The organism is Variovorax defluvii, assembly GCF_039541515.1.
Lineage (GTDB): Bacteria > Pseudomonadota > Gammaproteobacteria > Burkholderiales > Burkholderiaceae_C > Variovorax > Variovorax defluvii.
The window spans coordinates 86,513-111,245 of the sequence record NZ_BAABGJ010000008.1 but is presented as its reverse complement, the minus strand read 5'-3'; the positions used below and the strand labels follow the sequence as shown (position 1 = coordinate 111,245).

At 68.5% G+C, this 24,733-nt stretch carries 24 protein-coding genes; 5 read left to right on the top strand and 19 right to left on the bottom strand.

Going from position 1 to position 24,733, the window contains the following annotated elements; all coding sequences use genetic code 11:
• The first annotated feature begins 56 nt into the window (after positions 1-56).
• Together ABEA07_RS04365 and cysE are read left to right on the top strand one after the other, a co-directional pair.
• Positions 57-824, top strand: a complete 768-nt coding sequence (locus ABEA07_RS04365) for an RNA methyltransferase (protein ID WP_345536117.1) — start codon at positions 57-59, stop codon at positions 822-824.
• Positions 825-859: 35 nt separating this feature from the next.
• Positions 860-1,636 (top strand): serine O-acetyltransferase, encoded by a 777-nt coding sequence (cysE, locus tag ABEA07_RS04360; protein WP_345536116.1) that lies wholly within the window; start codon positions 860-862, stop codon positions 1,634-1,636.
• An 18-nt stretch (positions 1,637-1,654) separates the two neighbouring features.
• Here cysE and mog read toward each other — a convergent pair whose 3' ends face one another.
• Together mog and yjgA are read right to left on the bottom strand one after the other, a co-directional pair.
• Positions 1,655-2,248 carry a molybdopterin adenylyltransferase gene (mog, locus tag ABEA07_RS04355; RefSeq protein ID WP_345536114.1) on the bottom strand — a complete coding sequence of 198 codons (594 nt, stop codon included), beginning with the start codon at positions 2,246-2,248 and terminating at the stop codon, positions 1,655-1,657.
• The gene (gene yjgA, locus ABEA07_RS04350) at positions 2,245-2,901 is read right to left on the bottom strand and encodes a ribosome biogenesis factor YjgA (protein WP_345536112.1); all 657 of its coding nucleotides are present in this window, start codon (positions 2,899-2,901) and stop codon (positions 2,245-2,247) included. Before yjgA ends, mog begins: the two co-directional genes overlap by 4 nt.
• A gap of 261 nt (positions 2,902-3,162) precedes the next feature.
• Between yjgA and pmbA the strand changes: the two genes are divergently transcribed.
• Positions 3,163-4,539: a metalloprotease PmbA gene (gene pmbA / locus ABEA07_RS04345; protein ID WP_345536111.1), complete on the top strand. Its 1,377-nt coding sequence runs from the start codon at positions 3,163-3,165 to the stop codon at positions 4,537-4,539.
• Between the two features lie 7 nt (positions 4,540-4,546).
• Here pmbA and ABEA07_RS04340 read toward each other — a convergent pair whose 3' ends face one another.
• The 15 genes from ABEA07_RS04340 to nirB form a co-directional block, all read right to left on the bottom strand.
• Positions 4,547-5,275 (bottom strand): alpha/beta fold hydrolase, encoded by a 729-nt coding sequence (locus tag ABEA07_RS04340; RefSeq protein WP_345536110.1) that lies wholly within the window; start codon positions 5,273-5,275, stop codon positions 4,547-4,549.
• Between the two features lie 233 nt (positions 5,276-5,508).
• Positions 5,509-5,958, bottom strand: coding sequence for a GatB/YqeY domain-containing protein (locus ABEA07_RS04335; RefSeq protein ID WP_345536109.1), 450 nt, complete (start codon positions 5,956-5,958; stop codon positions 5,509-5,511).
• A gap of 107 nt (positions 5,959-6,065) precedes the next feature.
• On the bottom strand, positions 6,066-6,278 hold the full coding sequence (rpsU, locus tag ABEA07_RS04330) for a 30S ribosomal protein S21 (protein ID WP_007833691.1): 213 nt from the start codon (positions 6,276-6,278) through the stop codon (positions 6,066-6,068).
• 100 nt (positions 6,279-6,378) lie between these two features.
• On the bottom strand, positions 6,379-7,629 hold the full coding sequence (locus tag ABEA07_RS04325; RefSeq protein WP_345536108.1) for a BaiN/RdsA family NAD(P)/FAD-dependent oxidoreductase: 1,251 nt from the start codon (positions 7,627-7,629) through the stop codon (positions 6,379-6,381).
• Between the two features lie 254 nt (positions 7,630-7,883).
• A complete protein-coding gene (locus ABEA07_RS04320; RefSeq protein WP_345536107.1) occupies positions 7,884-8,090 on the bottom strand; it encodes a hypothetical protein in 207 nt (68 codons plus the stop codon).
• Positions 8,087-8,710, bottom strand: coding sequence for a hypothetical protein (locus ABEA07_RS04315; protein WP_345536106.1), 624 nt, complete (start codon positions 8,708-8,710; stop codon positions 8,087-8,089). Before ABEA07_RS04315 ends, ABEA07_RS04320 begins: the two co-directional genes overlap by 4 nt.
• 162 nt (positions 8,711-8,872) lie before the next feature.
• Positions 8,873-9,196 carry a membrane protein insertion efficiency factor YidD gene (gene yidD / locus ABEA07_RS28625; protein WP_425584074.1) on the bottom strand — a complete coding sequence of 108 codons (324 nt, stop codon included), beginning with the start codon at positions 9,194-9,196 and terminating at the stop codon, positions 8,873-8,875.
• Complete coding sequence (locus tag ABEA07_RS04310) at positions 9,187-9,747, bottom strand: RHS repeat-associated core domain-containing protein (protein ID WP_345536104.1); 561 nt, start codon at positions 9,745-9,747, stop codon at positions 9,187-9,189. Before ABEA07_RS04310 ends, yidD begins: the two co-directional genes overlap by 10 nt.
• Positions 9,748-9,876: 129 nt before the next feature.
• The gene (locus tag ABEA07_RS04305; protein ID WP_345536103.1) at positions 9,877-10,344 is read right to left on the bottom strand and encodes a DUF6531 domain-containing protein; all 468 of its coding nucleotides are present in this window, start codon (positions 10,342-10,344) and stop codon (positions 9,877-9,879) included.
• Positions 10,345-10,463: 119 nt separating this feature from the next.
• On the bottom strand, positions 10,464-11,594 hold the full coding sequence (locus tag ABEA07_RS04300; protein WP_345536101.1) for a sterol desaturase family protein: 1,131 nt from the start codon (positions 11,592-11,594) through the stop codon (positions 10,464-10,466).
• Between the two features lie 106 nt (positions 11,595-11,700).
• Entirely contained in the window at positions 11,701-12,501 is an 801-nt protein-coding gene (gene cobA, locus ABEA07_RS04295) for a uroporphyrinogen-III C-methyltransferase (RefSeq protein WP_345536100.1), read from the bottom strand.
• The gene (ybiB, locus tag ABEA07_RS04290; protein WP_345536099.1) at positions 12,498-13,412 is read right to left on the bottom strand and encodes a DNA-binding protein YbiB; all 915 of its coding nucleotides are present in this window, start codon (positions 13,410-13,412) and stop codon (positions 12,498-12,500) included. Before ybiB ends, cobA begins: the two co-directional genes overlap by 4 nt.
• An 80-nt stretch (positions 13,413-13,492) precedes the next feature.
• Positions 13,493-16,321: a nitrate reductase gene (locus tag ABEA07_RS04285; protein ID WP_345536098.1), complete on the bottom strand. Its 2,829-nt coding sequence runs from the start codon at positions 16,319-16,321 to the stop codon at positions 13,493-13,495.
• Positions 16,321-16,704, bottom strand: coding sequence for a nitrite reductase small subunit NirD (gene nirD, locus ABEA07_RS04280; RefSeq protein ID WP_345536097.1), 384 nt, complete (start codon positions 16,702-16,704; stop codon positions 16,321-16,323). Before nirD ends, ABEA07_RS04285 begins: the two co-directional genes overlap by 1 nt.
• Before the next feature lie 14 nt (positions 16,705-16,718).
• A complete protein-coding gene (gene nirB / locus ABEA07_RS04275) occupies positions 16,719-19,178 on the bottom strand; it encodes a nitrite reductase large subunit NirB (protein ID WP_345536096.1) in 2,460 nt (819 codons plus the stop codon).
• A 67-nt stretch (positions 19,179-19,245) separates the two neighbouring features.
• Here nirB and ABEA07_RS04270 point away from each other — a divergent pair, with 67 nt between their 5' ends.
• Positions 19,246-21,012 carry a bifunctional protein-serine/threonine kinase/phosphatase gene (locus ABEA07_RS04270; RefSeq protein WP_345536095.1) on the top strand — a complete coding sequence of 589 codons (1,767 nt, stop codon included), beginning with the start codon at positions 19,246-19,248 and terminating at the stop codon, positions 21,010-21,012.
• A gap of 32 nt (positions 21,013-21,044) precedes the next feature.
• Here the strand turns inward: ABEA07_RS04270 and ABEA07_RS04265 are convergent, their stop codons facing one another.
• On the bottom strand, positions 21,045-22,316 hold the full coding sequence (locus ABEA07_RS04265; protein WP_345536094.1) for an MFS transporter: 1,272 nt from the start codon (positions 22,314-22,316) through the stop codon (positions 21,045-21,047).
• A 243-nt stretch (positions 22,317-22,559) separates the two neighbouring features.
• Between ABEA07_RS04265 and ABEA07_RS04260 the strand changes: the two genes are divergently transcribed.
• The gene (locus ABEA07_RS04260; RefSeq protein WP_345536093.1) at positions 22,560-23,834 is read left to right on the top strand and encodes a type IV pili methyl-accepting chemotaxis transducer N-terminal domain-containing protein; all 1,275 of its coding nucleotides are present in this window, start codon (positions 22,560-22,562) and stop codon (positions 23,832-23,834) included.
• A gap of 47 nt (positions 23,835-23,881) precedes the next feature.
• Here ABEA07_RS04260 and ABEA07_RS04255 read toward each other — a convergent pair whose 3' ends face one another.
• Complete coding sequence (locus ABEA07_RS04255; protein WP_345536295.1) at positions 23,882-24,688, bottom strand: ABC transporter ATP-binding protein; 807 nt, start codon at positions 24,686-24,688, stop codon at positions 23,882-23,884.
• Positions 24,689-24,733: the final 45 nt, after the last annotated feature.

The window sequence follows — 24,733 nt, the reverse complement described above, 5'->3', positions numbered from 1 at the left end:
GTGGATTTTACCGGGTCGGGTCTTGATCCCCCGGCTCTTCGCTCCCTGGCCCTTCCATGCGTACCCGCTTCATCCTGATCCAGACCAGCCATGCCGGCAATGTCGGCGCCGCCGCGCGCGCCATGCGGACCATGGGCTTCGACGACCTGGTGCTGGTGGCGCCGCGCTGGGCCAACGTGCTTCGGCGGGAGGAGACCATCCAGCGCGCCAGCGGGGCGCTCGACGTGCTGGCCCGGGCGCGCATCGTCGACACGCTGGACGAGGCACTCGACGGCATCACCCACCTGTGCGCCACCGCGATGGTCCCGCGCGACTTCGGGCCGCCCACGCGCAGCCCGCGCGAGCACCTGGGGCCGCTGGCGCAGCAGCAGGACCAGCACGTGGCCTTCCTGTTCGGCTCGGAGCGCTTCGGCATGCGCAACGAAGACGTCTACCGTTGCCACGTGGCGCTCAGCATTCCCACGGACCCGGATTTCGGCTCGCTCAACCTGGGTGCCGCCATCCAGGTGATCGCCTACGAATGGCGGATGGCGCTGGGCGGCTTCGCGGTGCGCGAGGCCACGGCGCCGGCGCAGTTGGCCGACGCGCGGGCGGTCGCGGGAATGCTCGAACACTGGGAGCGCTCGCTGGTGAAGGTCGGCTTCCTGGACCCGGACGCGCCCAAGAAGCTGATGCCCAGGCTTGCGCAGCTCTTCAACCGCGCGCAGCCGACGCCGGAGGAGATCCACATCCTTCGCGGCATCGCCAAGGCCATGGCCGACGCGGCGCAGGGCGGGACATACAAGAAAACCCCATCGCCGGTACGCGATGAGGGCAGCCCTTAGACTGCGCAGCCCATATCGTTATCACAAGAACATTGATGTTCTCGCGCCTGCGCTCCGATATCCAGTGCATCCTCGACCGCGATCCGGCGGCCCGCTCGCGCTGGGAAGTGCTGACCTTGTACCCGGGACTGCATGCCCTGGTTCTTCACCGCGTGGCCCACTGGTGTTGGAAGCGTGGCCTGAAGTGGATCGGTCGCCTGGTGTCTTACGTCTCCCGCTGGTTGACCGGCATCGAGATCCATCCGGGGGCCGTCATCGGCGACTGCGTGTTCTTCGACCACGCCATGGGCGTGGTGGTCGGCGAGACGGCCGAGATCGGCGATGGCTGCACCATCTACCAGGGCGTGACGCTGGGCGGCACCTCCCTGTACAAGGGCGCGAAGCGGCATCCGACGCTGGGCAAGAACGTGGTGGTCAGCGCCGGCGCCAAGGTGCTGGGTGGCTTCGTGGTCGGCGACGGCGCCAAGATCGGCAGCAACGCCGTGGTGATCAAGCCGGTGCCGGCGGGCGCCACGGCCGTCGGCATCCCGGCGCGCATCATCCCGCCCAAGACGGCGGCCGCTGCGGACGCGAACGAGGCCGGCGGAAAATTCGCCGCCTACGGCATCACCCAGCAGGACGATCCGCTGTCGCTCGCCATGCGCGGGCTGATCGACAACGCGGCCAGCCAGGAGCACCAGATCGCGCTGCTGTGGCAGGCGATCGAAACGCTGTCGATGCAGGGTCAGGGCAGCCGGGACTGCGTCCCGGAAGATGCCGCCACCACGAAGTGCTTCGAGAAGCAGCGGCTCACCGAACTGGTCGGGAAGTGACGGGCACGGCCCGCCGTCTCAGCGGGCCCGGATCGCGGACTTGGGCCTGAAGGCCTTGCACACGGCCTCGTCCGTTTCCAGGTAGGGCCCGCCGATGAGGTCGATGCAGTAGGGCACCGCCGCGAAGATGCCCGGCACGACCTGCGTGCCATCCGGGTTCTTCAGCCCCTCCAGCGTCTCGGAGATGGACTTGGGCTGCCCCGGCAGGTTGATGATCAGGCTCTTGTCGCGGATCACCGCCACCTGCCTCGACAGGATGGCCGTGGGAACGAAGCGAAGGCTGATCTGCCGCATCTGCTCGCCGAAACCCGGCATTTCCTTGTGCGCGACCGCCAGCGTGGCCTCGGGCGTCACGTCGCGCAGGGCGGGCCCGGTGCCGCCGGTGGTGAGCACCAGCGAACAGCCCGCATCCACCAGCTCGATCAATGCGGCGCTGATGCGGTCCTGCTCGTCGGGGATCAGGCGTGGCTCGAAGTTGATGGGATTGCGCAGCGCCCGCTGCAGCCAGTCCTGCAGCGCGGGCAGGCCCTTGTCCTCGTAGACGCCGCTCGAAGCGCGGTCGCTGACGGAGACGATGCCGATGCGAACGGGGTCGAAGGCGGGTACTGTCATGCGTCTTCCTCGCGGGCCTGGGCGGCGGCTTCGGCCGCATGGTCTTCGGTACCGTGCACCTCGAGCTGCGCGCGCAGCAGCTGGAACAGTTCGCGGTAGGCCTTGCCCTGGCGCTGCGCCTCGCCGGGCGGGCCGTCCTTGAAGTCCTTGCGGGCCTGGCGCACCAGCGCACGCAGCTGCTGGGCGTCGGTGCCCGGGTGGGTCTCGATCCAGCCGCCGAGCGCGTCGTCGTCGGCGATCAGGCGGTCGCGCCAGCGTTCGGCGTCGTGCAGGACGGCCGCCTCGATGGCAGGACCGCGGGCCTGCTCGTCCAGGGCCGCGCGGATGGCATCGAGCGTGGAGGCATCGAGGCCGCGCATGAGCTTGCCGATGAACTGCATCTGGCGGCGCTTGCCTTCGAAGTTGGTGATGCGCCGGGCCTGCTCGATCGCTTCGACCAGCCGATCCTCGAGGCCCAGCTTGTCGAACAGGCCGGCGCGCAAGTTCAGCAGCGCCTCGCCGAGGGACTGCAGTTCGGCGCTTTCGCGCTTGAGTTCGGTCTTGCTGGCGGTCTCGCTGCCCTTGAGTTCGCGCTTGAGTTCGAGGTCGAGGTCGCTGCCTTCGGCCACGAAGGTGCCGCGGACGAAGTAGCCTTTCTTGGGTTTTCGGGGCATGGGATGGGGCCTGTGGGTGCTATTGGAAGGGGTCGCGTCAATAGACCTCGTTTGTCGCTCCCTCGGGGTCAGAAGCTGTGAATGAATCCGGCGCGCCCGAGCAGCCCGTCCAGGCGGCTCCAGTCAAGGCGCAAAGCGCAGCCGCAGCTCGGGCTACGGCGAGCATTTGCAACGCAGAGTGGGGCCGCCTGGGCGGGTTGAGCGGGCGTGGCGGATTCGTTCACAGCTTCTCAGGGGGGCGCAAGTATCATAGCCCTCCACATGAGCACATCCTCCTCGCGCGCCGATGCCGCCGCCGGCTTCGCCTACAGCCGTTCATTCTTCGAAAACCTGGTCGACACCGCCCTGGCGCATGCCAGGAAGCTCGGTGCCACGGACGCCGGCGCGGAGGCCTCCGAGGGCTGCGGCCTGAGCGTCTCGGTGCGCAAGGGCGAGCTGGAAAACGTGGAGCGCAACCGCGACAAGTCGCTCGGCGTCACGGTCTACGTGGGCCACCGCCGCGGCAATGCCAGCACCTCCGACTTCTCCGAGGCGGCCATCGCCCAGACCGTGCAGGCCGCCTTCGACATCGCGCGCTTCACGGCCGAGGACCCGGTCAGCGGCCTCCCGGACGAAGCCGACATCGCCACCGAACAGCCTGACCTGGACCTGTTCCACCCCTGGGACATCAGCAGCGAGCAGGCCGCCGCGCTGGCCCTGGAATGCGAGGCCGCGGCGCTGTCGACCGACAAGCGCATCACCAACAGCGAGGGCGCCGGCGTCTCGGCCCAGCAGAGCCACTTCTTCAGCGCCCACACGCGCGGCTTCCGCGGCGGCTACGCGAGTTCGCGCCATTCGATCTCGGTGGCGCCCATCGCCGGCAAGGGCGATGACATGCAGCGCGACGCCTGGTACAGCTCGATGCGTTCGGCCAAGGAGCTGGCCAGCCCCAAGGCGGTCGGCCGCTATGCCGCCGAGCGGTCGCTCAGCCGCCTCAAGGCGCGCAAGATCAAGACCACCGAATGCCCTGTGCTGTTCGAGTCGCCGCTGGCGGCGGGCCTGCTGGGTGCGCTGGTGCAGGCCACCAGCGGCGGTGCGCTCTACCGCAAGAGCAGCTTCCTGCTTGATTCGCTGGGCAAGCCGGTGCTGGCACCGCACCTCGACGTGGCGGAGGACCCGCACATCCCGCGCGGCAAGGGCAGCTCCGCCTTCGACGACGAGGGCGTGGCCACCCGCAAGCGCAAGGTGGTCGACGGTGGCCGGCTGGAGGGCTACTTCCTCAGCACCTACTCGGCCCGCAAGCTGGGCATGAAGACCACGGGCAATGCCGGCGGTTCGCACAACCTCACGCTGAGCTCGCGCCTGACGAAGGCGGGCGACGACCTTGACGCCATGCTCGCCAAGCTGGGCACCGGCCTCTTCGTGATCGAGCTGATGGGCCAGGGCGTCAACTACGTGACCGGCGACTACTCGCGCGGCGCCAGCGGCTTCTGGGTCGAGAACGGCAGGATCGCCTACCCCGTGCAGGAGATCACCATCGCCGGCAACCTCAAGACCATGTTCATGGGCATCGAGGCGGTGGGCGCCGATGCCTACAACTACGGCGCCAAGACGACTGGCTCCGTGCTGGTCAACCGGATGAAGGTGGCGGGCAGCTAGTTGCCTTCTAGTCCCGCCCGGCCTCGATCATCTTGCGCCCCAGCAGTGCAGGGTCGGTGAAGCACAGCTCGTGGCTGCCGGGGCACTCGACCAGCCTGTACAAGCCCAGGCGCTCCGACAGGCGCGGATGCCAGGGCAGGCTGTGGGGCAGGGCGATGTCCTGCTGGCAGTTCAGGTAAGACTTGCCGACCTGGAGCGCCGCCAGTTCGGCGCGCAGCGTCGCGGGCTCGGTGAAGGTGCGATAGGGGTGCGGGTTGAGCAGGCCGTAGGCACGCTCGGCCGTCGTCAGGTCGGCGTCATTGATGAAGGCGTCGCGCCAGATCGGGAAGGGCAGCGTGATGGCGCCGCCGTTCTGTGCTGCGATGGCGTCGAACATGGCTTTGTACTGGGGCGGCACCAGGTCGACCAGGGACTGGCCGGCCAGCGGCACGAAGGCGTTCCAGTAGACCAGCCGGCGCACGCGCTCCGGCACCAGGTCCATCACGCCGGAGATCACCATGCCGCCATAGCTGTGACCGACCAGCCGCACGTCGCGAAGGTCGCGCTCGCGGATGAAGTCGGCCAGCGATTGCACGGCGTCCGCCAGGCCGGTGGTCGCGCGCGAGTCTCCGGGCCGGTTGCCGGCCAGCGTCGGGCAGTGGACGGTGTGGCCCTGGGCCCGGATGGTCTCGGCCACGGGTTCGAGCAACTCGCCCGTGTGCCATGCGCCGTGAACGAGAACGTAGGTGTCCGCCATGTTCGTCTCCTCGAGTGGTCGGGGCCAGGCCAGCGGCCCCAGGGGTCCGGCCCCGGACTATAGAGGAGCGCTGACGCGGCGGAAAGCCGTGCCGGCGGTGCCGCACGCAGCACGGCGATGGCGCGCACATACGGCGGCGCGAAGCCGTTGCTGCGCACGCATCAGGAACAGATGCCAGCGCTGGGCGTGGCGCTCCACTTGCCCTCGATGAGGGACCGGCGACGGTGACACGCTCAGCCGCCCGACAAGGCGGCCTTGACGGCAGCGCTGACCTGGCCCATGTCGGCCTTGCCGGCCAGGCGGGACTTCACGGCGCCCATCACCTTGCCCATGTCGCCCGGGCCCTTGGCGCCCAGTTCCGCGACGATGGCCTTGACTTCCGCGGTGATTTCCTCGACGCCCATGCGCTGCGGCAGGTAGACCTCCAGCACCTTGATCTCGGCCGATTCCTTGTCGGCCAGGTCGGCGCGGCCGCCCTGGGTGAAGGCGGCGACCGAGTCCTTGCGCTGCTTCACCATCTTGTCGATGACGCCGACGATCATGGCGTCGTCCAGTTCCACGCGCTCGTCGACCTCCTTCTGCTTCATCGCGGCCATCAGCAGGCGGATGGTGGCCAGGCGTTCCGAGTCCTTGGCGCGCATCGCGGTCTTCATGTCTTCGGTGATCTGGTCCTTGAGGCTCATGGCGTTCTCTTTCTCGGTGGGCGGAAATGACAAGAGCCGCGGCAGGATGTCCCTGGCGCGGCTCGAAACTGGTTCCGGCGTGGTGGCCGGTTCAGCGTGCCAGCTGCTTAGTACAGCTTCTTGGGCAGCTGCATGCTGCGCACGCGCTTGTAGTGGCGCTTGACCGCGGCGGCCTTCTTGCGCTTGCGCTCGGCGGTGGGCTTTTCGTAGAACTCGCGGGCGCGCAGGTCGGTCAGCAGGCCGAGCTTTTCGATGGTGCGCTTGAAGCGGCGCAGGGCGACGTCGAAGGGCTCGTTTTCTTTAACGCGGATGGTGGTCATTGATGAATCGGTTGCTTGAATGTTGGCCTGGGGAAGATCGGGCCCCGGGCCGGGTTTCCTCAACACGAAAAGGGGGTGGGCCGTTGAGGGGTGGCCAAAGTTAGCCCGGCATTATAGCGTCAGAACCGGGCTTGGCCGCCAGGGCCTGGGCGCAGGCATGGGCACTGGCCCAGGCCCACTGGAAGTTGTAACCGCCCAGCCAGCCAGTCACGTCCACCACCTCGCCGATGAAGTACAGGCCGGGCTGCTGCTTCGACTCCAGCGTCTGGGACGACAGGTCGCGGGTGTCCACGCCGCCGGCCGTGGCTTCGGCCTTCTTGTAGCCCTCTGTGCCGCTGGGGGTGATCTGCCAGCGGGCGATGCGCTCGGCCAGCGCGGCGAGCGCGCGGTCGGCCGCTTCGTTGATCGGGCGCTGCAGTGCGGCGTCCTCGCCCACCCAGGCATCGGCCAGCCGCGCCGGCACCAGGCCGGCCAGCTCGTTGGCGATGCGCTTGCGGGAGCGCTGCTTGGCCTCGGCCAGCGCGGCGGTCACGTCCACCCCGGGCGCGAAGTCGATGGTGAGCGGGGCGCCGGGCTGCCAGTAGCTGGAGATCTGCAGCACGGCCGGGCCCGAAAGGCCGCGGTGCGTGAACAGCAGGTCTTCCAGGAAGGCGATGCGCTCCTTCTTGCTGCCGGTCGCGATCTCCACCGGCAGGGCCAGGCCGGCCAGGTCGGCGTAAGGGGCCCAGGCCTCGCCGCCGAAGGTCAGCGGCACCAGGGCCGGGCGCGGCGTGACCACGCGCAGGCCGAACTGCGTGGCGATCCGGTAGCCGAAGTCGCTGGCGCCGATCTGGGGAATGGACAGCCCGCCGGTCGCCACCACCACGCGGGGCGTGCGCACCTCGCCGCGGCGGGTCCGGAGGCGATAGCCCTCGCCGGGTGCGAAGCCGACCTCGTCCACGCCGCACGGTTGCCAGTGCGTCACGCCGCCGGCCGCGCACTCGGCCAGCAGCATGTCGATGATCTGCTGCGAGGAACCGTCGCAAAAGAGTTGTCCCTTGTGCTTCTCGTGATAGGCGATGCCATGCCGCTCGACCAGCGCGATGAACTGCTGCGGCGTGTAGCGCGCCAGCGCCGAGCGGCAGAAGTGCGGGTTGTCGCCGATGAAGTGGCGGTGCGGCGCGCGCACGTCCAGGTCGCGGTTGGTGAAGTTGGCACGGCCGCCGCCGGAGATGCGGATCTTCTCGGCGATGCGCTCCGCGTGGTCCAGCAGCAGCACCTTCAGGCCGCGCTGGCCGGCCAGTCCCGCACAGAAAAGGCCCGCGGCACCGGCGCCGATGACGACCGCGTCGAACGCGCCCGCCGCCTGCATCAGCCCTTGCACACGCAGAGAAGCAACATGCGCTGGCGGACCTTGGTTGAAAACGCTACTGACTTCCTCATGGCTCATGCTCTCAAAGATCGGGGCCTTTTCAAAGCCCCGGGGGGATCCAGTCCGGATGCAGGCCTGACGCCGACGAGACGCCGAGCTCGCTGCTGTATTCCGGCAGGGGCTTGTCTCTCCCCGCGGACTTAAGGTGAGATTTGCATTCAGCCGGGCTGCGGTGGCGAAGGCCAAATAAGACGCTAGGAGTGTGTCAATGACGATGCGATATCTTCGATCGCGGCATCCAAATTCGACACGTACTCGCTTGCAGCTTTCGACCAAGTCGATTTGCGCACGGTCACTTCTTCTTCGTCGGCGCTGCCCTCTTCATTGGCGCACGCTTGTCCGCATGCGGCTTCGTCTTCGTTCTGTGTGGGCGGCCGAGGCTGCTTTTGAGGTGTGGTCATGAATGCTTCGGTTTTTTCGGCACTGGTTGGCGCGGCAGCCCGAGTTCTGCGCGAATCTGGCTTTCTATGGTGCGAATCGTCGGTAGAGCGCGGATTGGCTCGTCAGCTTCTGGAAACGGCTTTGGCGTGTGCGCCATCAAACAACGAAGATTTACAAGCTTCTGAGTCAATTTGTGAAACTCAAGTTTTGAGCCGACAACGTCACGAAGAAATAGCGAACCGCTCGGAGGCTTCTCGCCATCCCGATGAATGAGTTTCCCGTCTTTCTGAAGGAACGGCGTGATCGCGAATCGTTGCCCGGATAGCCGGTGAAGGTACGGATGATGCCAACCATGCGCCAACTTATCCCGCTTGGAGGATAGGCGCGCGCATTCGTCGTACACGTTGTTCCAATACGATAGGATGGCCTGCCGATTGATCTTCGCCTTAAGAAGGTTATCCGCGAAAGTTAACTTTGATCGGAAGTTTTCTATAGACAAGAACGCTGCTGCAATGGAGTCGCCATCGCCCATCGTGCAGTGGCTCACTACGTCAAGTAGTCGTCCCTCAACATGACCCCATTGGGCAATTGCTTGGCCTAAAGCATTGTTGAAGGCCAACCATTCCATGGACGGGATCATGTTGAATTCCTACGCGTCAATCCGCCGATAAGTAAGGCGCTTGCCCCCGAGTGTTCTTGATGGTCAGTGCGCGCCACATCGGTGAAGACCGACAACACAGCGCGCGAACATCTCGAATCGCTGCGGGGAATCCTTTTGGTTGTCATCTTCGAGCTTCGAGCGCTACATGCAAGGAAGCGTGCAAATGTTCACACAGGTGTCGCCCTGCGTTGGGGAAGAAGGTGCCCGATCCTTGCTGCCCTCTGGCCCATCCTTAGACGATCCATACTGTATCGCGCCATACGCCTCGCGGCATTCAATGAAACGATGCCTGATAGAGGGCAGCGCTGAGAAGAGACCGGCGGCAGCGATGGCTTGCTTCGCAAACTCCGAACACGACACGTCGCCATGGTGCACGCGATGCGCGCAAGCATAGCCCTTGCGGGGTGATATCCATCGCTGGTAGACACCGATCAGACTGACAGCCGAAGCCGTTCCTAGTTGCATTGCCGCTTCTCCTCGCAAGATTTCACGCAAGCATGCTTGTCAATGGCCTTGCACGCCAGCGTCACCGGAATCCCAGGCACACCCATGAGCTTGCCAAACTGAGAAATTGCCGCACACGCAAGTGCGCGTCCATTTGCATCATCCGAGCCCATGCCGCATTGCATCTCGCAAGCCGTCGGATTCGCCTTCAATGTTGGCAACAGCCCTGCGGCACACTCTGGCGTCGCGCACCTTGATGTATCGGTCATGGGGCCGAACCAATGGTCAAGCTGGCGCTGCGCCTCGTAGTTAAGGAGGCCACTGGGATCGCTGTACCTCAGCGGATTGCCCCGCACATGCTCAATTCGATGAAGCCCGCCGCCCAGCCCAAGCGGGTCAGGCTGCGTATAGCGCCCAATGTCTATCAGGCTGCGGAAGTAGTTGTACCGCAGCCCTGATTCCACATCGAAATACTGGCCTGCTCCCCGCAGGTTGAAGACGAGCTCAGCAAAGCTTGTGACGCCAGGATTTGGCGTGACAGCGAGGTCGGCGAACCGGTTGTGGGCCGTCATGGGCTTGGTGTCGCCAAACGCGCTGTAAGACCATTGCCAGATCCAGGCGGTGGGGGTCCAGGTGAGGGTGTCGGCACTGTTGGTCGGACTCCATGAGGATGCACCTGCGGGCTGGGTGAAGGTGCGAACTTAGCCTTCGGCGCTGGTGAGGGTGACGGCGGTGAAGGTGGTGGCGGAGGTGGTGCGCAGGCTGGCGCTGTGGGTGTGGGTCCAGCCGAAGCTGAGGGCTCCGGCAGGACGCGTAGCATCGGCACCCCAGGTGCTGCGGTAGAAGCGACCGAAGGACAGCGGGGCGGACCCGGCGTCGGTGAAGTCGGTCTCGGACTGGAACTTCTCGGCGGTGGCCGGGAGGATGGGGTTGCCGACCGCCAGGCCGACGACGGCGGTGGCGGAATGTGACGAAGAGGGCGCGGGCTCGACGACTGCAGTGGGCGCTGCATGCGCAGGGCCAAGCAGCAGGGACTGGACGAGCGGCAGCAGGACGCACCGCCGGAAGAAGGGCTTCCAGTGCCTGCGCGTGGCCTTGTGGGTGCTTGAAGCGGCGCAATCGAACACTGCGCATGCGCGCTCCTGCTGGAGCGCCGTTCCCTGACTCATTCTTTGATCCCTGATCGCTTGTTTTTAGGAGCCGCGAATGTAAGAGGATGAAAGCAGATCTGTCAATTGCGCTGGGCCTCTGGTTCGGCACCGGCCCACGCCCGCTGGGGGCGCTGCCATCAGCCCTTCCACACGAAGGGAAACTTCAGTTGCCTGAAGAAGCCGTTCGGGACGTAGTCGCCCACCACGCCATAGCGCTCCGGCCAGAGCTTGGTGCTCTTCACCGCGGTGCCGAAGAGGTAGTCGAGGAAGGCGTAGTGCGCCGCATAGTTCCTGTCGATCGCCTCGTCGTCCTGGCTGTGGTGCCAGTGGTGGAAGTTGGGTGTGACGATCACGTAGCGCAGCGGCCCGAGGCGCACGCTCACGTTGGCATGGTTGAAGACGGCCTGGAAGCCCACCACCACGATGTAGGCGTCGATCACCTCCTTGCTGAAGCCCAGCACGTAGATCGGGGCCAGTACGAGGGTGCGCGTGATCAGCAGCTCCAAAATGTGCTGGCGCGAGCCGGCCAGCCAGTCCATGCTCTTCACGCTGTGATGCACCGCATGCAGGCGCCACAGCAGCGGCACCTCGTGGTAGGCCCGGTGCGTCCAGTACTGCACCAGGTCGGCCACCAGGATGATCAGGAACAGCGCCACCCAGAAATTGAGCCCCGCCACCCAGCCGCGGATGCCGTCGTTGGCGGCCCAGCCGAAGAGCTTGTGCACCAGCAGGTTGGTGGCCAGCAGCACGAAGCCCACGATCATGTGATTGACCACGAAGTGGTGGAAGTCGGTCTGCCACTCCGCGCGGAAGACCGGCTGGTCCTTGCGGTGGGCGAACAGCTTCTCGATGAAGATGAAGATCAGCGAGGAGCCCAGCAGGTCGAGAATGAACCAGTCCAGCCCGATGTAGGGCGTGTTGTCCGCGAAATCGTTGACCGGCACCTTGTGGCCGCCGAGCAGCGCGGCCGCCGCCACCAGCAGGAAGGCGAAGGAGGACAGCCAGCGCGAGCGATTGAAGATGATGTTGACCAGCGACAGCCCGCCCGCGATCACCAACGCCGCCAACAGCACCATGCGCATCACGTCGACGCTGTAGCTGCGGCGCAGTTCGGGTGTGCTCAGGTACTGCGGAAAGTGGAAGACCAGCACGCCCAGGAAGCAGAGGATGGCCAGCGAGAGGGCGATGGTGCCGGTGACCAGTCCCCGGCCGCGCTGCAGCTCGCCGTGGCTGTCGACGAATTCGTTGAGTTTCTCGAGCTCCAGCATGCCCCTTCTCCGGTGTTGTTATTCCGGGCGAGGATTTTAGGTCGCACGCTCGCGCACGACGACCGGCCGAAAGGCAGAGCGGCAGAGCGGCAGCGTGCCGGTCGGCTCAGGTGCCGAAACGCGTGGCGGGAAGGCCCGCCGCGGCGAGGCCGCGCAGCACGTCGCCGACCACGATCACGGCCGGGCTGCCCAGGCCGGCGCTCGCCAGGTCGAGGGGCAGGCGCGACAGGGTCGTCGAGACGTGGCGTTGCTGCGGAAGGCTGGCGTGCTGGATCACCGCGACCGGCGTCTCGCCCGGCAGGCCGTGCAGCAACTGCGTCTGGATGTGGGCCACGCCCGAGACGCCCATGTAGATCACCAGCGTGAGCCGCGCATCGCGCGCCGTGGCCGCGAGCAGGCGCCAGTCGGTCGGGTGCTCGGCGGCGGCATGGCCCGTCTTGGCATGGCCGGTGATGAAGACCACGCCCTGCGCGTGGTCGCGGTGGGTGAGCGGCACGCCCAGGCTCGTCACGGCGGCCAGCCCGGCGGTGATGCCGTTGATGACCCGCACCTCGATGCCTTCTTCGCGCAGGTGCTCCACTTCCTCGCCGCCGCGCCCGAAGATGAAGGGGTCGCCGCCCTTGAGGCGCACCACCGTTTCGCCCTCGTGCACCGCGGTGATCATCAGCCGCTCGATGAAGGCCTGCGGCGTGCTCTTGCAGCCGCCGCGCTTGCCCACGTGGATGATGCGCGCGCCGGGCCGTGCGTAGGCCTGCAGGATCTCCTCGCTCACCAGGTCGTCGACCAGCAGCACCGTGGCGGACTGGATCGCCTTGACGGCCTTGACGGTCAGCAATTCCGGGTCGCCCGGGCCGGCACCGACCAGGGTGCAACGGCCGTGATGGCCGTGATGGGACGGGTCGTTCATGCGCTCTCCAGCTCGTGGGTCAGTTGCAGGACCTGGCGGACCTGCTGTGCGATGGCGTCGGGCACCGGCGCCTGGCCCGCCAGCACGCGGCGGGTGTAGTCGGCGGTGGTGGCGATGTCGATCTCGGCCGGCAGGCCGGGCACCTCGGACAGGGTGCCGGGCTGCTGCGCCTGCAGGGCGATGCGGCGCCCGCGCACGAAGCCGTCCACCTGGGCGGTGCGGCGCGGATCGGCCGCGCTCTCGCCTTCGAGGCCGCGGGAGAGCAGGGCGGTCATGCCCATCAATTCGAAGGTGGCGGCCATGGATTCGGCGTAGGCCGGATGGGTGTAGCTGCCGACCACGACGGCCTCGCCCTCGCAGGGCTGCATCAGCTTGACCACGCTGTGGCCGGGGTTGCGCAGGCCGACCACGCGGCGCACGTCGAGCAGGCGCTTGAGGCCGGGGCTGAGCAGCTCGGTGGGTGCGAACACCACTTCGCCATCGGCGATGGATCGGACCGCGCGCAGCGGCGCCACGCCGAGCGCCGCCAGCACGTTGGACGCGAGCACGCGCGCCGATTCGGTGGCCGCGCCGTGCACCAGCACCGGCAAGCCCTCGCGCGCCAGCAGCAGCGCCAGCAGGGGGGTGAGCACCGGCAGCTTGCGTGCGCCGTTGTAGCTGGGCAGCACCACCGCCGGGCGGCTCGCGGACGGGATGCGCGCCAGGCGTGCGTGGGTGGCATCGAGGAAGCCGGCCATTTCTTCGGGCGTCTCGCCCTTGATGCGCATCGCCAGGCAGAAGGCGCCCATCTCGAGGTCGCTGATGCTGCCGTCCAGCACCTGGCCGAAGAGGTCGCGGGCCTGTTCGCGATCGAGCGGCTTGGCGCCGCGCGCGCCGCGCCCGATCTCCTTGATGTAGTGGCTGATTCCCATGGGTGCCCGGATTGTCCCGCAAGGCTTATGCCGGATCGGGAGGCCGCTTATGCCCCGGCCGGCCGCAAGTGCACTGGCCCTCATGGTTGCAGCACCAGGGCCGATGTGCCCAGGGGGCCGGCTGTGCCGACGGGTGCGGCCCGCACCATGCGCTTGAGCTCGGGCAGGCAGGAGCCGCAGTGGGTGCCGCACTTGAGCGCGCCCTGCAGCGCGGCGAGGCGCTGCGCCTCGGTGCCCGAGGTGCCTGCCAGGGTGTCGGCGATGGCGGTCTGCGTCACGCCGAAACAGCTGCACACCACCTTGCCGCGCGTGGCCACGCCGACAGGTGCGGCCGCGCCCGGCTTGAGCAGCTGGCGGCCATAGGACTGGGCCGGCAGGCGCTCCTGCAGCAGGGCCTTGATCCAGGCCTCGGCGCGGGTGTCGCCAGCCAGCAGGAAGGCCTCCAGGCGGGCATCCTGGCCTTCGCGCACCAGGCGTGCCGTGCGGCGCTGGCCATGCTTGCGATCGACGTAGCGCAGGCTGTCGTGGCCCGCCAGTCCGAGCAGCCGCTCGACACGGACCAGGAGTTCCTCGGGCGGTGCCTCGTAGGCGGCGGCGCGGAACAGCACGCCGACGCGCTGCGGCGCGCCGTCCTGCAGCGTGCCCGCGGCGCCGAAAGGCACGCAGCTCGCGAAGGGAAACGCAGCCATCAGCGCGCGCAGGGCCTCGCGCGCCTCCAGCGCCGTCTCCTGCGGCAGCCAGGCGACGGCCAGCAGAGACCAGGGCATCTCGGCCTTGAGGATCTTCACCGCCGCGTGCTTGAGCTCGGGCTGTTTCGAATCGGGGCAGAAGGCGGAGGTGGTCAGCGCGTTCACGCCGGCCAGCGGCTCGCCGGTGCTGGCGCTGCCGCCGATGAACTCGCTGCCCCAGTGCATGGCGATGAAGGCCTGGCTCAGGCCCAGCTCGGTGCTGCTCGAAACCGGCAGCAGGATCGAGCCCCGGCGCGAGGTGACGTGCACCAGGTCGCCGTCCTTCAGCTGGCGGCGTGCCATGTCCTGCGGATGGATCTGCACCGTCGGCTCGGGCACGTGGCCGAACAGGCGGCCCAGGGTTCCGGTGCGGCTCATGCCGTGCCACTGGTCACGCAGCCGGCCGGTGTTCAGCGAGAAGGGATAACGGGCCTCGCGCGCCTCGGCCGCCGGCTTGTAGGCCACGTCGGCGAAGCGGGCGCGGCCGTCGGGCGTGGGAAACACGCCGTCTTCGTAGAGGCGGGTGCGGCCGCTGGGCGCGCCCTCGGGCAGCGGCCACTGCTGCGGCGCGGCCTCGAGCATGGCGTAGCTCATGCCGGTGATGTCGAGGTCGCGGCCGCGCGTGCTGTCGCGGTGTTCGTTCCAGACCGACTCGGCGTCGGCGTACGGGAAGAGCGTGCCCGCGCGTCCGAGCCGGGCTTCCAGGCGTCGCGCGAACTGGACCCCGATCACCCAGTCGTCGCGCGTCTCGCCGGGACGCGGCACCGCGTTGCGCACGCGCGAGATGCGCCGCTCGCTGTTGGTGACGGTGCCGTCCTTCTCGCCCCAGGTGGTGGCCGGCAGCAGCAGGTCGGCGAAGCCGCAGGTGGCGGTGGTGGAGAAGGCCTCCTGCACCACCACGAATTCGCAGCGCTGCAGCGCCCGGCGCACCGTGGCCTGGTCCGGCATCGACTGTGCCGGATTGGTGCAGGCGATCCACAGCGCGCGGATCTCGCCGTCGGCGGCGGCCTGGAACATCTCGACCGCGGTCTTGCCCGGCTTCTCCGGCACCGAGGGCACGCCCCAGAAGGCGGCGACCTCGGCCCGGTGGGCCGGATTGGCCAGGTCGCGGTGCGCCGACAGCAGGTTGGCCAGGCCGCCGACCTCACGCCCGCCCATCGCGTTGGGCTGGCCGGTCAGCGAGAAGGGGCCGGCGCCCGGCTTGCCGATCTGCCCGGTGGCCAGGTGCAGGTTGACCAGCGCCGCGTTCTTGGCGGTGCCGGAGGCGGACTGGTTCAGGCCCTGGCAGTACAGGCTCAGCGTCGCGGCCGAGGTGGCGAAGAGGCGCGCGGCCTCCAGCAGGTCTTCCCTGGCGATGCCGCAGGCCTGCGCCACCCGCTCGGGCGTGCATTCGCGCACGGTGGCCTTCAGGGCGTCGAAACCGCTGGTGTGGGCCGCGATGTAGGCGGCATCGGTCCAACCCTCCCACAACATCAGGTGCAGCATGCCGTGGAAGAGCATCACGTCGGTGCCCGGCTGCAGCGCCAGATGCAGGTCGGCGATCTCGCAGGTGTCGGTGCGGCGCGGATCGGCCACGATGATCTTCATCGCGGGGTTGGCGGCCTTGGCATCCTCGATGCGGCGGAACAGGATCGGATGCGCCCAGGCCGTGTTGCTGCCGGCGATGAAGAGGCACTGCGCGTGCTGGAAGTCCTCGTAGCAGACCGGTGGCGCATCGGCGCCCAGCGTCTTCTTGTAGCCGGCCACCGCGCTGCTCATGCACAGGCGCGAGTTGGTGTCGATGTTGTTGGTGCCGATCAGGCCCTTGGCCAGCTTGTTGAAGACGTAGTAGTCCTCGGTCAGCAACTGGCCGGAGACGTAGAAGCCGACGGCGTCGGGGCCGTGCTCGCGGATCACCTGGGCGAAGCGGTCGGCGGCGCTGTCCAGCGCTTCGTCCCAGGCCACCGCCTCGAGGGAGGCGCCGCGGGTTGGGCGACGCATCGGCTGGAGCAGGCGCGTCTGGCGCGTCACGGCAGCCGCGGCAGTCAGGTGCAGCGTCGAACCCTTGGTGCACAGCCGGCCGAAGTTGGCCGGGTGATCGGGGTCGCCGCGCACGCCGGTGATGTGCGCGCCATCGGATTCGATGAGCACGCCGCAACCCACACCACAGTATGGGCAGGTGGAGCGTGTCTCTTGTTTCATCAGGCGGCGACCTTGCGCGAAACCGGCCCTGCGATCGGCCGCTCCAGATCCGTGGCGTGGCTCGCGAGCTCCTCGCCGTCCAGGTGCACCACGCCGTCCACCACCTTGACCGCGAAGCGCGGCGTGCAGCCTTCGTCAGGCGCTTTCGCGCAGCCGTCGTCCAGCCCGATGGACCAGTTGTGCAGCGGGCAGGCCACGCTGGTGCCGAACACGATGCCCTGCGACAGCGGCCCGCCTTTGTGCGGGCAGCGGTCGAGCAGGGCGAAGACCTGGTTTTCGGCATTGCGGAACACCGCCACTTCCAGGCCCGCGGGCCGGGCGACGCGCCGGGCGCCGAGCACGGGGATGTCGTCGATGCGGCAGATGGCTTTCCATTCGCTCATGGCTGCTTCTCCTTTCAGGCGGCTTGGGGGGTGGCGGCTTCGACGGCGGCGACGGGCTGGAACTGGCGCACGTCGACCGCGGCCTGGCTGGACTCGAACCACGGGTCGGGCTCGCCGTCCAGCGCGAACTGCAGGCGCTCCCACAGGGTCCGGCGGCCTTCGGCGTCTTCCAGGATGCGCTTCTTCACGTAGTCCAGGCCCACGCGGCCGATGTAGTGCACCGTACGCTCCAGGTACCAGCCCTCCTCGCGGTAGAGCTGCAGAAAGGCGCCCGAGTACTCCATCACTTCCTCGGCCGTCTTCACCTTGACCAGGAACTGCGCCACCTCGGTCTTGATGCCGCCGTTGCCGCCGACATAGAGCTCCCAGCCCGAGTCGACGCCGATCACGCCCACGTCCTTGATGCCGGCCTCGGCGCAGTTGCGCGGGCAGCCCGAGACGGCCAGCTTGACCTTGTGCGGCGAGTACATGGCCCACAGCGCGCGCTCCAGGTCCTTGCCCATCTGCGTCGAGTCCTGTGTGCCGAAGCGGCACCACTCGCTGCCCACGCAGGTCTTCACCGTGCGCAGCGACTTGGCGTAGGCGAAGCCCGAGGGCATGCCGATGTCCTGCCAGACGTTCGCCAGGTCTTCCTTCTTGACGCCCAGCAGGTCGATGCGCTGGCCGCCGGTCACCTTGACGGTCGGGATCTTGTACTTGTCCACCGCGTCCGCGATGCGCCGCAGTTCGTCGGCGGTGGTGTGGCCGCCCCACATGCGCGGGATCACCGAGTAGGTGCCGTCGCGCTGGATGTTGGCGTGGCTGCGCTCGTTGATGAAGCGGCTCTGCGGATCGTCCTTCGCCTCCTTGGGCCAGGTCGAGATCAGGTAGTAGTTGATGGCCGGGCGGCAGCTGGAGCAGCCGTTGGGCGTGCGCCACCCCATGCCGCGGTAGACCTCGGCGTGGGTGAGCCAGTGCTCCTTGCGGATCGCCTCGCGGACGTCCTGGTGGCTGGCGTCGCTGCATCCGCAGATGGCCTTCTTCTTCGGCGCGGCCGAGTAGTCGCCGCCGGCGGTGAACATCAGGATCTGCTCCACCAGGCCGGTGCAGGAGCCGCAGGAGGCGCTCGCCTTGGTGTGCTTCTTGACCTCCTCCAGCGTGAACAGGCCCTTGTCCTTGATCGCCTTGCAGATGGTGCCCTTGCTCACGCCGTTGCAGCCGCAGACCTCGGCGTCGTCGGGCATGCTCGCGGCCTTGCTGTGGCCCTCGTGGCCGGTGTCGCCGATGTTCGATTCGCCGAACATCAGCTTGTCGCGGATGTCGTGCACGCTGCGGCCGTCGCGCAGCAGCTTGAAGTACCAGCTGCCGTCCACCGTGTCGCCGTAAAGGCAGGCGCCGACCAGCTTGTCGTCCTTGATCACCAGCTTCTTGTAGACGCCGCCGAAGGGGTCGCTCATCACGATCTCCTCGCAGCCCTCGCCGCCCATGAAGTCGCCGGCGGAGAACAGGTCGATGCCCGTGACCTTGAGCTTGGTGGAGGTGAGCGAGCCCGAATAGCGGCCGATGCCGAACTGCGCCAGGTGGTTGGCCGCCACCTTGGCCTGCTCGAACAGCGGCGCCACCAGGCCGTAGGCGATGCCGCGGTGCGCGGCGCATTCGCCCACCGAGTAGATGCGCGCGTCGGTCACGGTCTGCATGGTGTCGTTGACCACGATCCCGCGCTCACAGTGCAGGCGCATCTTCTGTGCCAGCTCCACGTTCGGGCGGATGCCCACGGCCATCACCACCAGGTCGGCGGCGAGCTCGGTGCCGTCCTTGAAGCGGATGGCCCTGACGCGTCCGTCCTCGCCACCCACCAGCGCCTGCGTGTGCGCGCCGATCGCGAACTTCAGGCCGCGGTCCTCCAGCGACTTCTGCAGCAGCTTGCCGGCCACGTCGTCGAGCTGGCGCTCCATCAGCCAGGGCATGACGTGCACCACGGTCACGTTCATGCCGCGCAGCATCAGGCCGTTGGCGGCTTCCAGGCCCAGCAGGCCGCCGCCGATCACCACCGCGTTCCTGTGCGTGCGGGCGGTCTCGATCATGTAGTCGGTGTCGGCGATGTCGCGGTAGGCGATCACGCCCTTCAGGTCCTTGCCGGGCACCGGCAGCATGAAAGGGTTGGAGCCGGTGCACATCAGCAGCCGGTCGTACTCTGCCTCGGTACCGTCCTCGGCGCGCACGATGCGCTTCACGCGGTCGACCTCCACCACCTTCTTGCCGGCGTGCAGGGTGATGTTGTTCTCGGCGTACCACTCCCAGCTGTTGAGGATGATCTCGTCCACCGTCTGCTCGCCGGCCAGCACCGGCGACAGCAGGATGCGGTTGTAGTTGGGGTGCGGCTCGGCGCCGAAGACGGTGATGTCGTAGAGCTCGGGCTCGATCTTGAGCAGCTCCTCGATGGTGCGCACGCCGGCCATGCCGTTGCCGACCATCACGAGTTTCATCTTCTTCATGGGGTGGACCTTTCTGGACTCAAGCAAAGTGGGGAGGCATCGCGGCGGGCGTGGACAATCGCGCGCCATGAGCTTCGAGGTGGAGATCGGCTACAGCAGCCATCGCGGGCCGCGCCCGCAGAACGAGGACTTCGCCGGCGCGGTGCATGCGCCGCGCGGCGAGGAGTCGCGCGGGCTGATCGCCGCCATCGCCGATGGCGTGTCCACCGGCGGCCAGGGCCTGGAGGCGGCGCAGACCACGGTGATCGGCCTTCTGGGTGATTACTTCGCCACGCCCGACACCTGGGAGCCGACGGTCGCCATGGACCGCCTCATCGCCGCCCAGAACGCCTGGCTGGCCGACCACAACCGGCGGCGCCGCCACGACAGCGCCATGACCACGCTGACTGCGCTGGCCCTGCACGGGCAGAGCTACACGCTGGCCCATGTGGGCGACACGCGCGCCTGGCGCGTGCGCCAGGGGGAAGGCGCGGCCACGCCGCTGACCGTGGACCACGCGCTGGACCATCCGGACCTGCGCAGCCGCCTGACGCGCGCCGTGGGGCTGGACGACCACGTGCGCGTCGACTACATGCAGGGCGAACTGCGCGTCGGGGACTGCTTCGTGCTGAGCACCGACGGGGTGCACGGCGTGCTCAAGCCGGCGCGCGTGGCCGAGCTGGCGCTGGCCGGCAACGCGCAGCAGGCCAGCGACGCGCTGGTCGCTGCCGCGATCGCCGCCGGCACCCGCGACAACGCCACCGCGCTGGTGATCCGCGTGCTCGGACTGGACGCGCGCCAGCTGCAGGACGAGCTGGGCGACGCGCGCCGTCTCGCGCCGCCCGCGGCGCTCAAGGTGGGGGACGTGCTGGACGGCTACCAGATCACCGCACGGGTCGCCGACACCGGCGTGCACCGGCTCTACCAGGCCCGCGACGCGAAGACGCGCGCCCTGGTGGCGATCAAGACACTGCACCCGTCGCGCGCCAGCGATCCCGAGGAGCGGGCGATGCTGGCCCACGAGGCCTGGCTGGGGCAGCGTGTGGGCGCCGCCCGGCCGCCCGAGGGCGCCCGTGCCGGAGCCCGCCAGGGCGCAGGCCTTCCGATGAATTCGCAGGGCGAGGGCTTCGTGCGCGTCCACCCCCGCGCCGGCGACGCCAGTGCGCTTTACATCGTGTTCGACTGGCATGGTGGCCGCACCCTCGAGCAGATGACGCAGGGCGGTGCGCGGCCCACGGTCGCGCAGGTGGTCGCAGCCGCGGTCCAGGTCTGCAAGGCCCTCGGCCGGCTGCATCGCCATGGCGTGGTGCATCGCGACATCAAGCCCGGCAACCTGCACCTCGGCGACGACGGCCAGTGGCGCATCCTCGACCTCGGCGTGGCACTGTCCGGCCGCGAGAGCGCGGCGCAGCGCGAACTGCATGCGGGCACGCCCAGCTACATGAACCCCGAGCAATGGGAGGGCGCCTTGCCCGACGCCGGCAGCGACCTGTTCGCGCTCGGCGTGGTGCTCTACCAGTGGCTGTGCGGGCGCCTGCCCTACGGCGAGATCGAGCCCTACCAGGGTGCCCGCTACCGGCGCGACCCGGTGGCCCTGTCGCGCATCCGGCCCGACGTGCCCATGTGGCTCGACCACCTGGTGCGCAAGGCCGTGGCGCGCGATGCGCGGCAGCGCTTCGAAACCGCCGAAGAGATGCTGCTCGCGCTGGAGCGCGGCGCGGCCCGCCCGATCGGGGCCCCGGGCGCCACGCCGCTGATCCGGCGCGATCCGGCCTCGCTGTGGAAGATTGCGCTGGCCATCTCGTTGTTGTTCAACGCCCTGCTGATCTTCTGGCTGCTGTTCCTGCCGCGCTGAGCGGGGGGAGGGAAGGCGGCGGTGCATGGCGCTCAGCCTCCGACGCCGCGGCGCATCGGCCGGCCGCGTTCGACCGCCGGTGCCGCGGGCGCGGTGCGCGCACGGCCGCCCTTTTCGGCCCAGGTGCGGGTCCAGCGGATCTGCATGAAGCGCATCACGCCCAGCATCACCAGCGCCAGCACCGCGAACAGCAGAAAGCCCCAGAGGTAGGTGCCGGAATACTGCTTCGACAGGCCCATCGCGTTGGGCACCAGGCCGCCGCCGAGCGCGCCGATCTCGCCGATCATCGAGCCGGCCACCGCGGTGGTGGTGGGCCAGCGCAGCGGCACCAGTTGGAACAGGGCGCCGTTGCCCGCGCCCAGCGCCGCGAAGCAGACGATCAGCAGCAGCGTGGTGACGGCCAGCGAGCCGGAGCTCAAGCCGATCAACGCCAGCGACACGGCCGCCACGAGCAGCACCACGGTCAGCGTGTTCACACCGCCCCAGCGGTCGGAGATCCAGCCGCCCATCACGCGCACCGCCGCGGCCATGAAGGCGGCCAACATCGTCAACTGGCCCGCCTGCACCTTGCTGACGCCGAACTGGTCGTAGTAGTAGGAGGGCAAGAAGGTCGTGAGGCCGATGAAGCCGCCGAAGGTAATGCCGTAGATCAGGCTGAAGGCCCAGCCGTCCTTCTCGAACAGGCAGGCCACGTGCTCGCGCAGGCTGGCATGGCTGTCGACGTCCGGCGGCTCCTGTGCGAACAGCACCATCACGACCATCGGCACCAGGATCGCCACCGCCGCCACGCCGTAGACCGCCTGCCAGCCCAGCCACTGCGCCAGCGGCGGCGCCACCAGCACCGACAGCGCGGTGCCCACGTTGCCCGCCCCCACCAGGCCCATCGCGAGGCCCTTGTTCTGCGGCGGGAACGAGCCCGAGCCCAGCGACAGCGCCACGCCGAAGCTGGCGCCGGCGATGCCCAGCAGCACGCCCATGGCCAGCAGGTCGTTGAAGCTGTGCACCATGAAGAAGCCGAACAGCATCGCGACCGCGATCAGCCCCATCTCGACCAGCGTGGCGTTCTTGCGGCCGATGTACTGCGCCAGGATGCCCAGCGGGAAGCGCATCAGCGCGCCCGCGATGATGGGGATCGACAGCATCAGGCCCTTCTGTGCCGGGGTCAGCTGGAAGGTCTCGCTGATGAAGGGGGCCATGGCGCCGTTGAGCACCCAGATGCAGCACGAGAACGTGAAGTACAGGAAGGCTGCGAAGAGGGTGGGCGAGTGCCCCGAGTTCAGGAAGGTCTTGAAGCGGGTGGACATGGCGGTGGTTCGTCAATGCGGCATGCCGCCGCGCGGCGATGGCGCGACCGCGCGGACAGACATGGCAAGGGGAGGTGTCCGCCGGGAACCGGCGGCGCTGGAGGCGGTGAGGTGCCGGCGCTGCGGCCGGGTTGCTTCACCAAAGCGGTGCTTCGTTACACCGCGCCGTTCCTGACGCAAGACCCATGCCCACCCGGCTTGGCCTATGCTGCGCGCGCACCCTCCGCCCGCTTTTCGCCTCCGATGATCCGCCTGCTGCTTGTTTTGCCCGACGCCGAGACCGAGCCCGAGCCGCTGCTGCGCCTGCTGGCGCAGGCCGATGCGGTGGCCATCGGCACCACCACCTGCGACATGCTGGTGCAGCAGGCTTCGATGCGGGTGCCCGAGCAGCTGCTGGCCTGCCAGCCGCGGTCGATCGCCGCGCTGCGCACGGCCTTGCGGGGCGCCTGGGCCGGGGCGCCGCCCCATCCGGTCAGCCTGGTGAGCGGTCCATTGGCGCCTTCCCAGCACGAGGAATTGGTGGAGGCCGGCGTGCATGCGTGGTCGCTCGCCGCCACGCTGGATGCGCCGGCTCTGCGCGCCCTGCTGGCGCGCGCCCAGGCACGCTGGCGGCGCGAAGCCGCGCTGCGCGACACGCTGGCGCGCTCGCTCGCGCACCTGGACGAGCGCAAATGGGTGGACCGTGCCAAGGGCCTCTTGATGGCTGCGCGCGGCATCGGCGAGGACGCTGCCTTCGGCTTGCTGCGCGGCGCGGCCATGCATGCGAACCTGCGCGTGGGCGAGCTGTCGCGCTCGGTGGTGGAGGCGGCGCAGTGGGCCGAAGCCATCAACCGCGCGGGACAGCTTCGCATGCTCTCGCAGCGGCTGGCGCGGCTGGCCGCGCAGTCGCTGGCCGGCGTCGACGCGCGCCGCGGCCGTGCCTTGCGCAGCGAATCGGCGACGCGTGTGCAGGACAACCTCGCTCATCTCGCGGCCCTTCCGCTGGACGAACTGAGCAAGATGGCGCTGGCCACCGTGCGCACGGCCTGGGACAGCCTGGACGCCGCGCTCGACGCGCGCCTGTCGCCGGCGGCCCTGGTCACGATCGACGGGAGCGCGGAGGCCCTGCTGGGTGCCGCCGAGGCGCTGACCGATGCGCTCGAAACATCGGGCGGGCGGCGGGCGCTTCGGATCGTCAACCTGTGCGGGCGGCAGCGCATGCGCGCGCAGCGGCTGGCCAAGGACGCGCTGCTGGCGTCATTGCTCGGTGGGGACGAATGGCGCTCGCGCCTCGCCCCCACGATGGACGCCTTCGAAGCTTCGCTGCTCGAACTGGAGCGCGCGCCGCTGAGCTCGCCCGAGATCCGCGGGGCCCTCAGCGGCGCGCGCGACGAATGGCTGCGGCTGGTGCGCGGCGTGCGCGAGGCCGACCGGGCCGAAGGGCGCGCCGACCTGGTGCGCGCCAGCGAAGTGCTGGCCGAGACTTTCGACCGGCTCACTGCCTCGTACGAACATAGTCTGCAAGTGATCATGTCCTGAGCGCTTCGAATCAGCGGCCGGCGAAGCCTGGGGGAGAGTCAATCCATTCAGGCGACAGCCTTTTCGACGTGCGCCTGGCGGGTGTAGAGGAAGTCGATCACCGCCTTGCGCGCGTGCACGTAGACCGGATCCTCGGCCAGCGCCACGCGGTCGCGCGGGCGTGGCAGGTCGACCGCGAGGATTTCGCCGATGGTGGCGGCCGGGCCGTTGGTCAGCATCACGATGCGGTCGGACAGCAGCACCGCCTCGTCGACGTCGTGCGTGACCATCACCACCGTGCTGTGCGTCTTCTGCACGATGGCCAGCAGTTCGTCCTGCAGCCTGGCACGGGTGAGGGCGTCGAGGGCGCCGAAGGGCTCGTCCATCAGCAGCACCTTGGGCTCCATCGACAGGGCGCGGGCGATGCCGACGCGCTGCTTCATGCCGCCGGAGATCTCGCCGGGGCGCTTCTGCGCGGCCGCTGTGAGGCCGACCAGGCCCAGCGCGGCGTCGGTGCGCGCCCTGAGCTGGGCCTTGCTCTCGGTCGCCGCGAACACCCGTTCGACCGCGAGGTACACGTTGTCGAAGCAACTGAGCCAGGGCAGCAGGGAATGGTTCTGGAACACCACCGCGCGCTCGGGGCCGGGGCCCTTGATCTCGCGGTTGGCGCACAGGAGCACGCCCTGCGTGGGCGTGGTCAGGCCGGCGATCAGGTTGAGCAGCGTGGATTTGCCGCAGCCCGAATGGCCGATGAGCGTGATGAACTCGCCCTTGGCCACGTGCAGGTCGATGTCGCGCAGGGCCAGGAAGCTGCCCTTGGGGGTCTTGAAGCGCTGCTCGACGCCTTCGATCTGGATGTACTTCGCATCGGCCATCGCGCTCATGCTGTTCGTGTTGCTCACTGCAGTACCTTCGCCTTC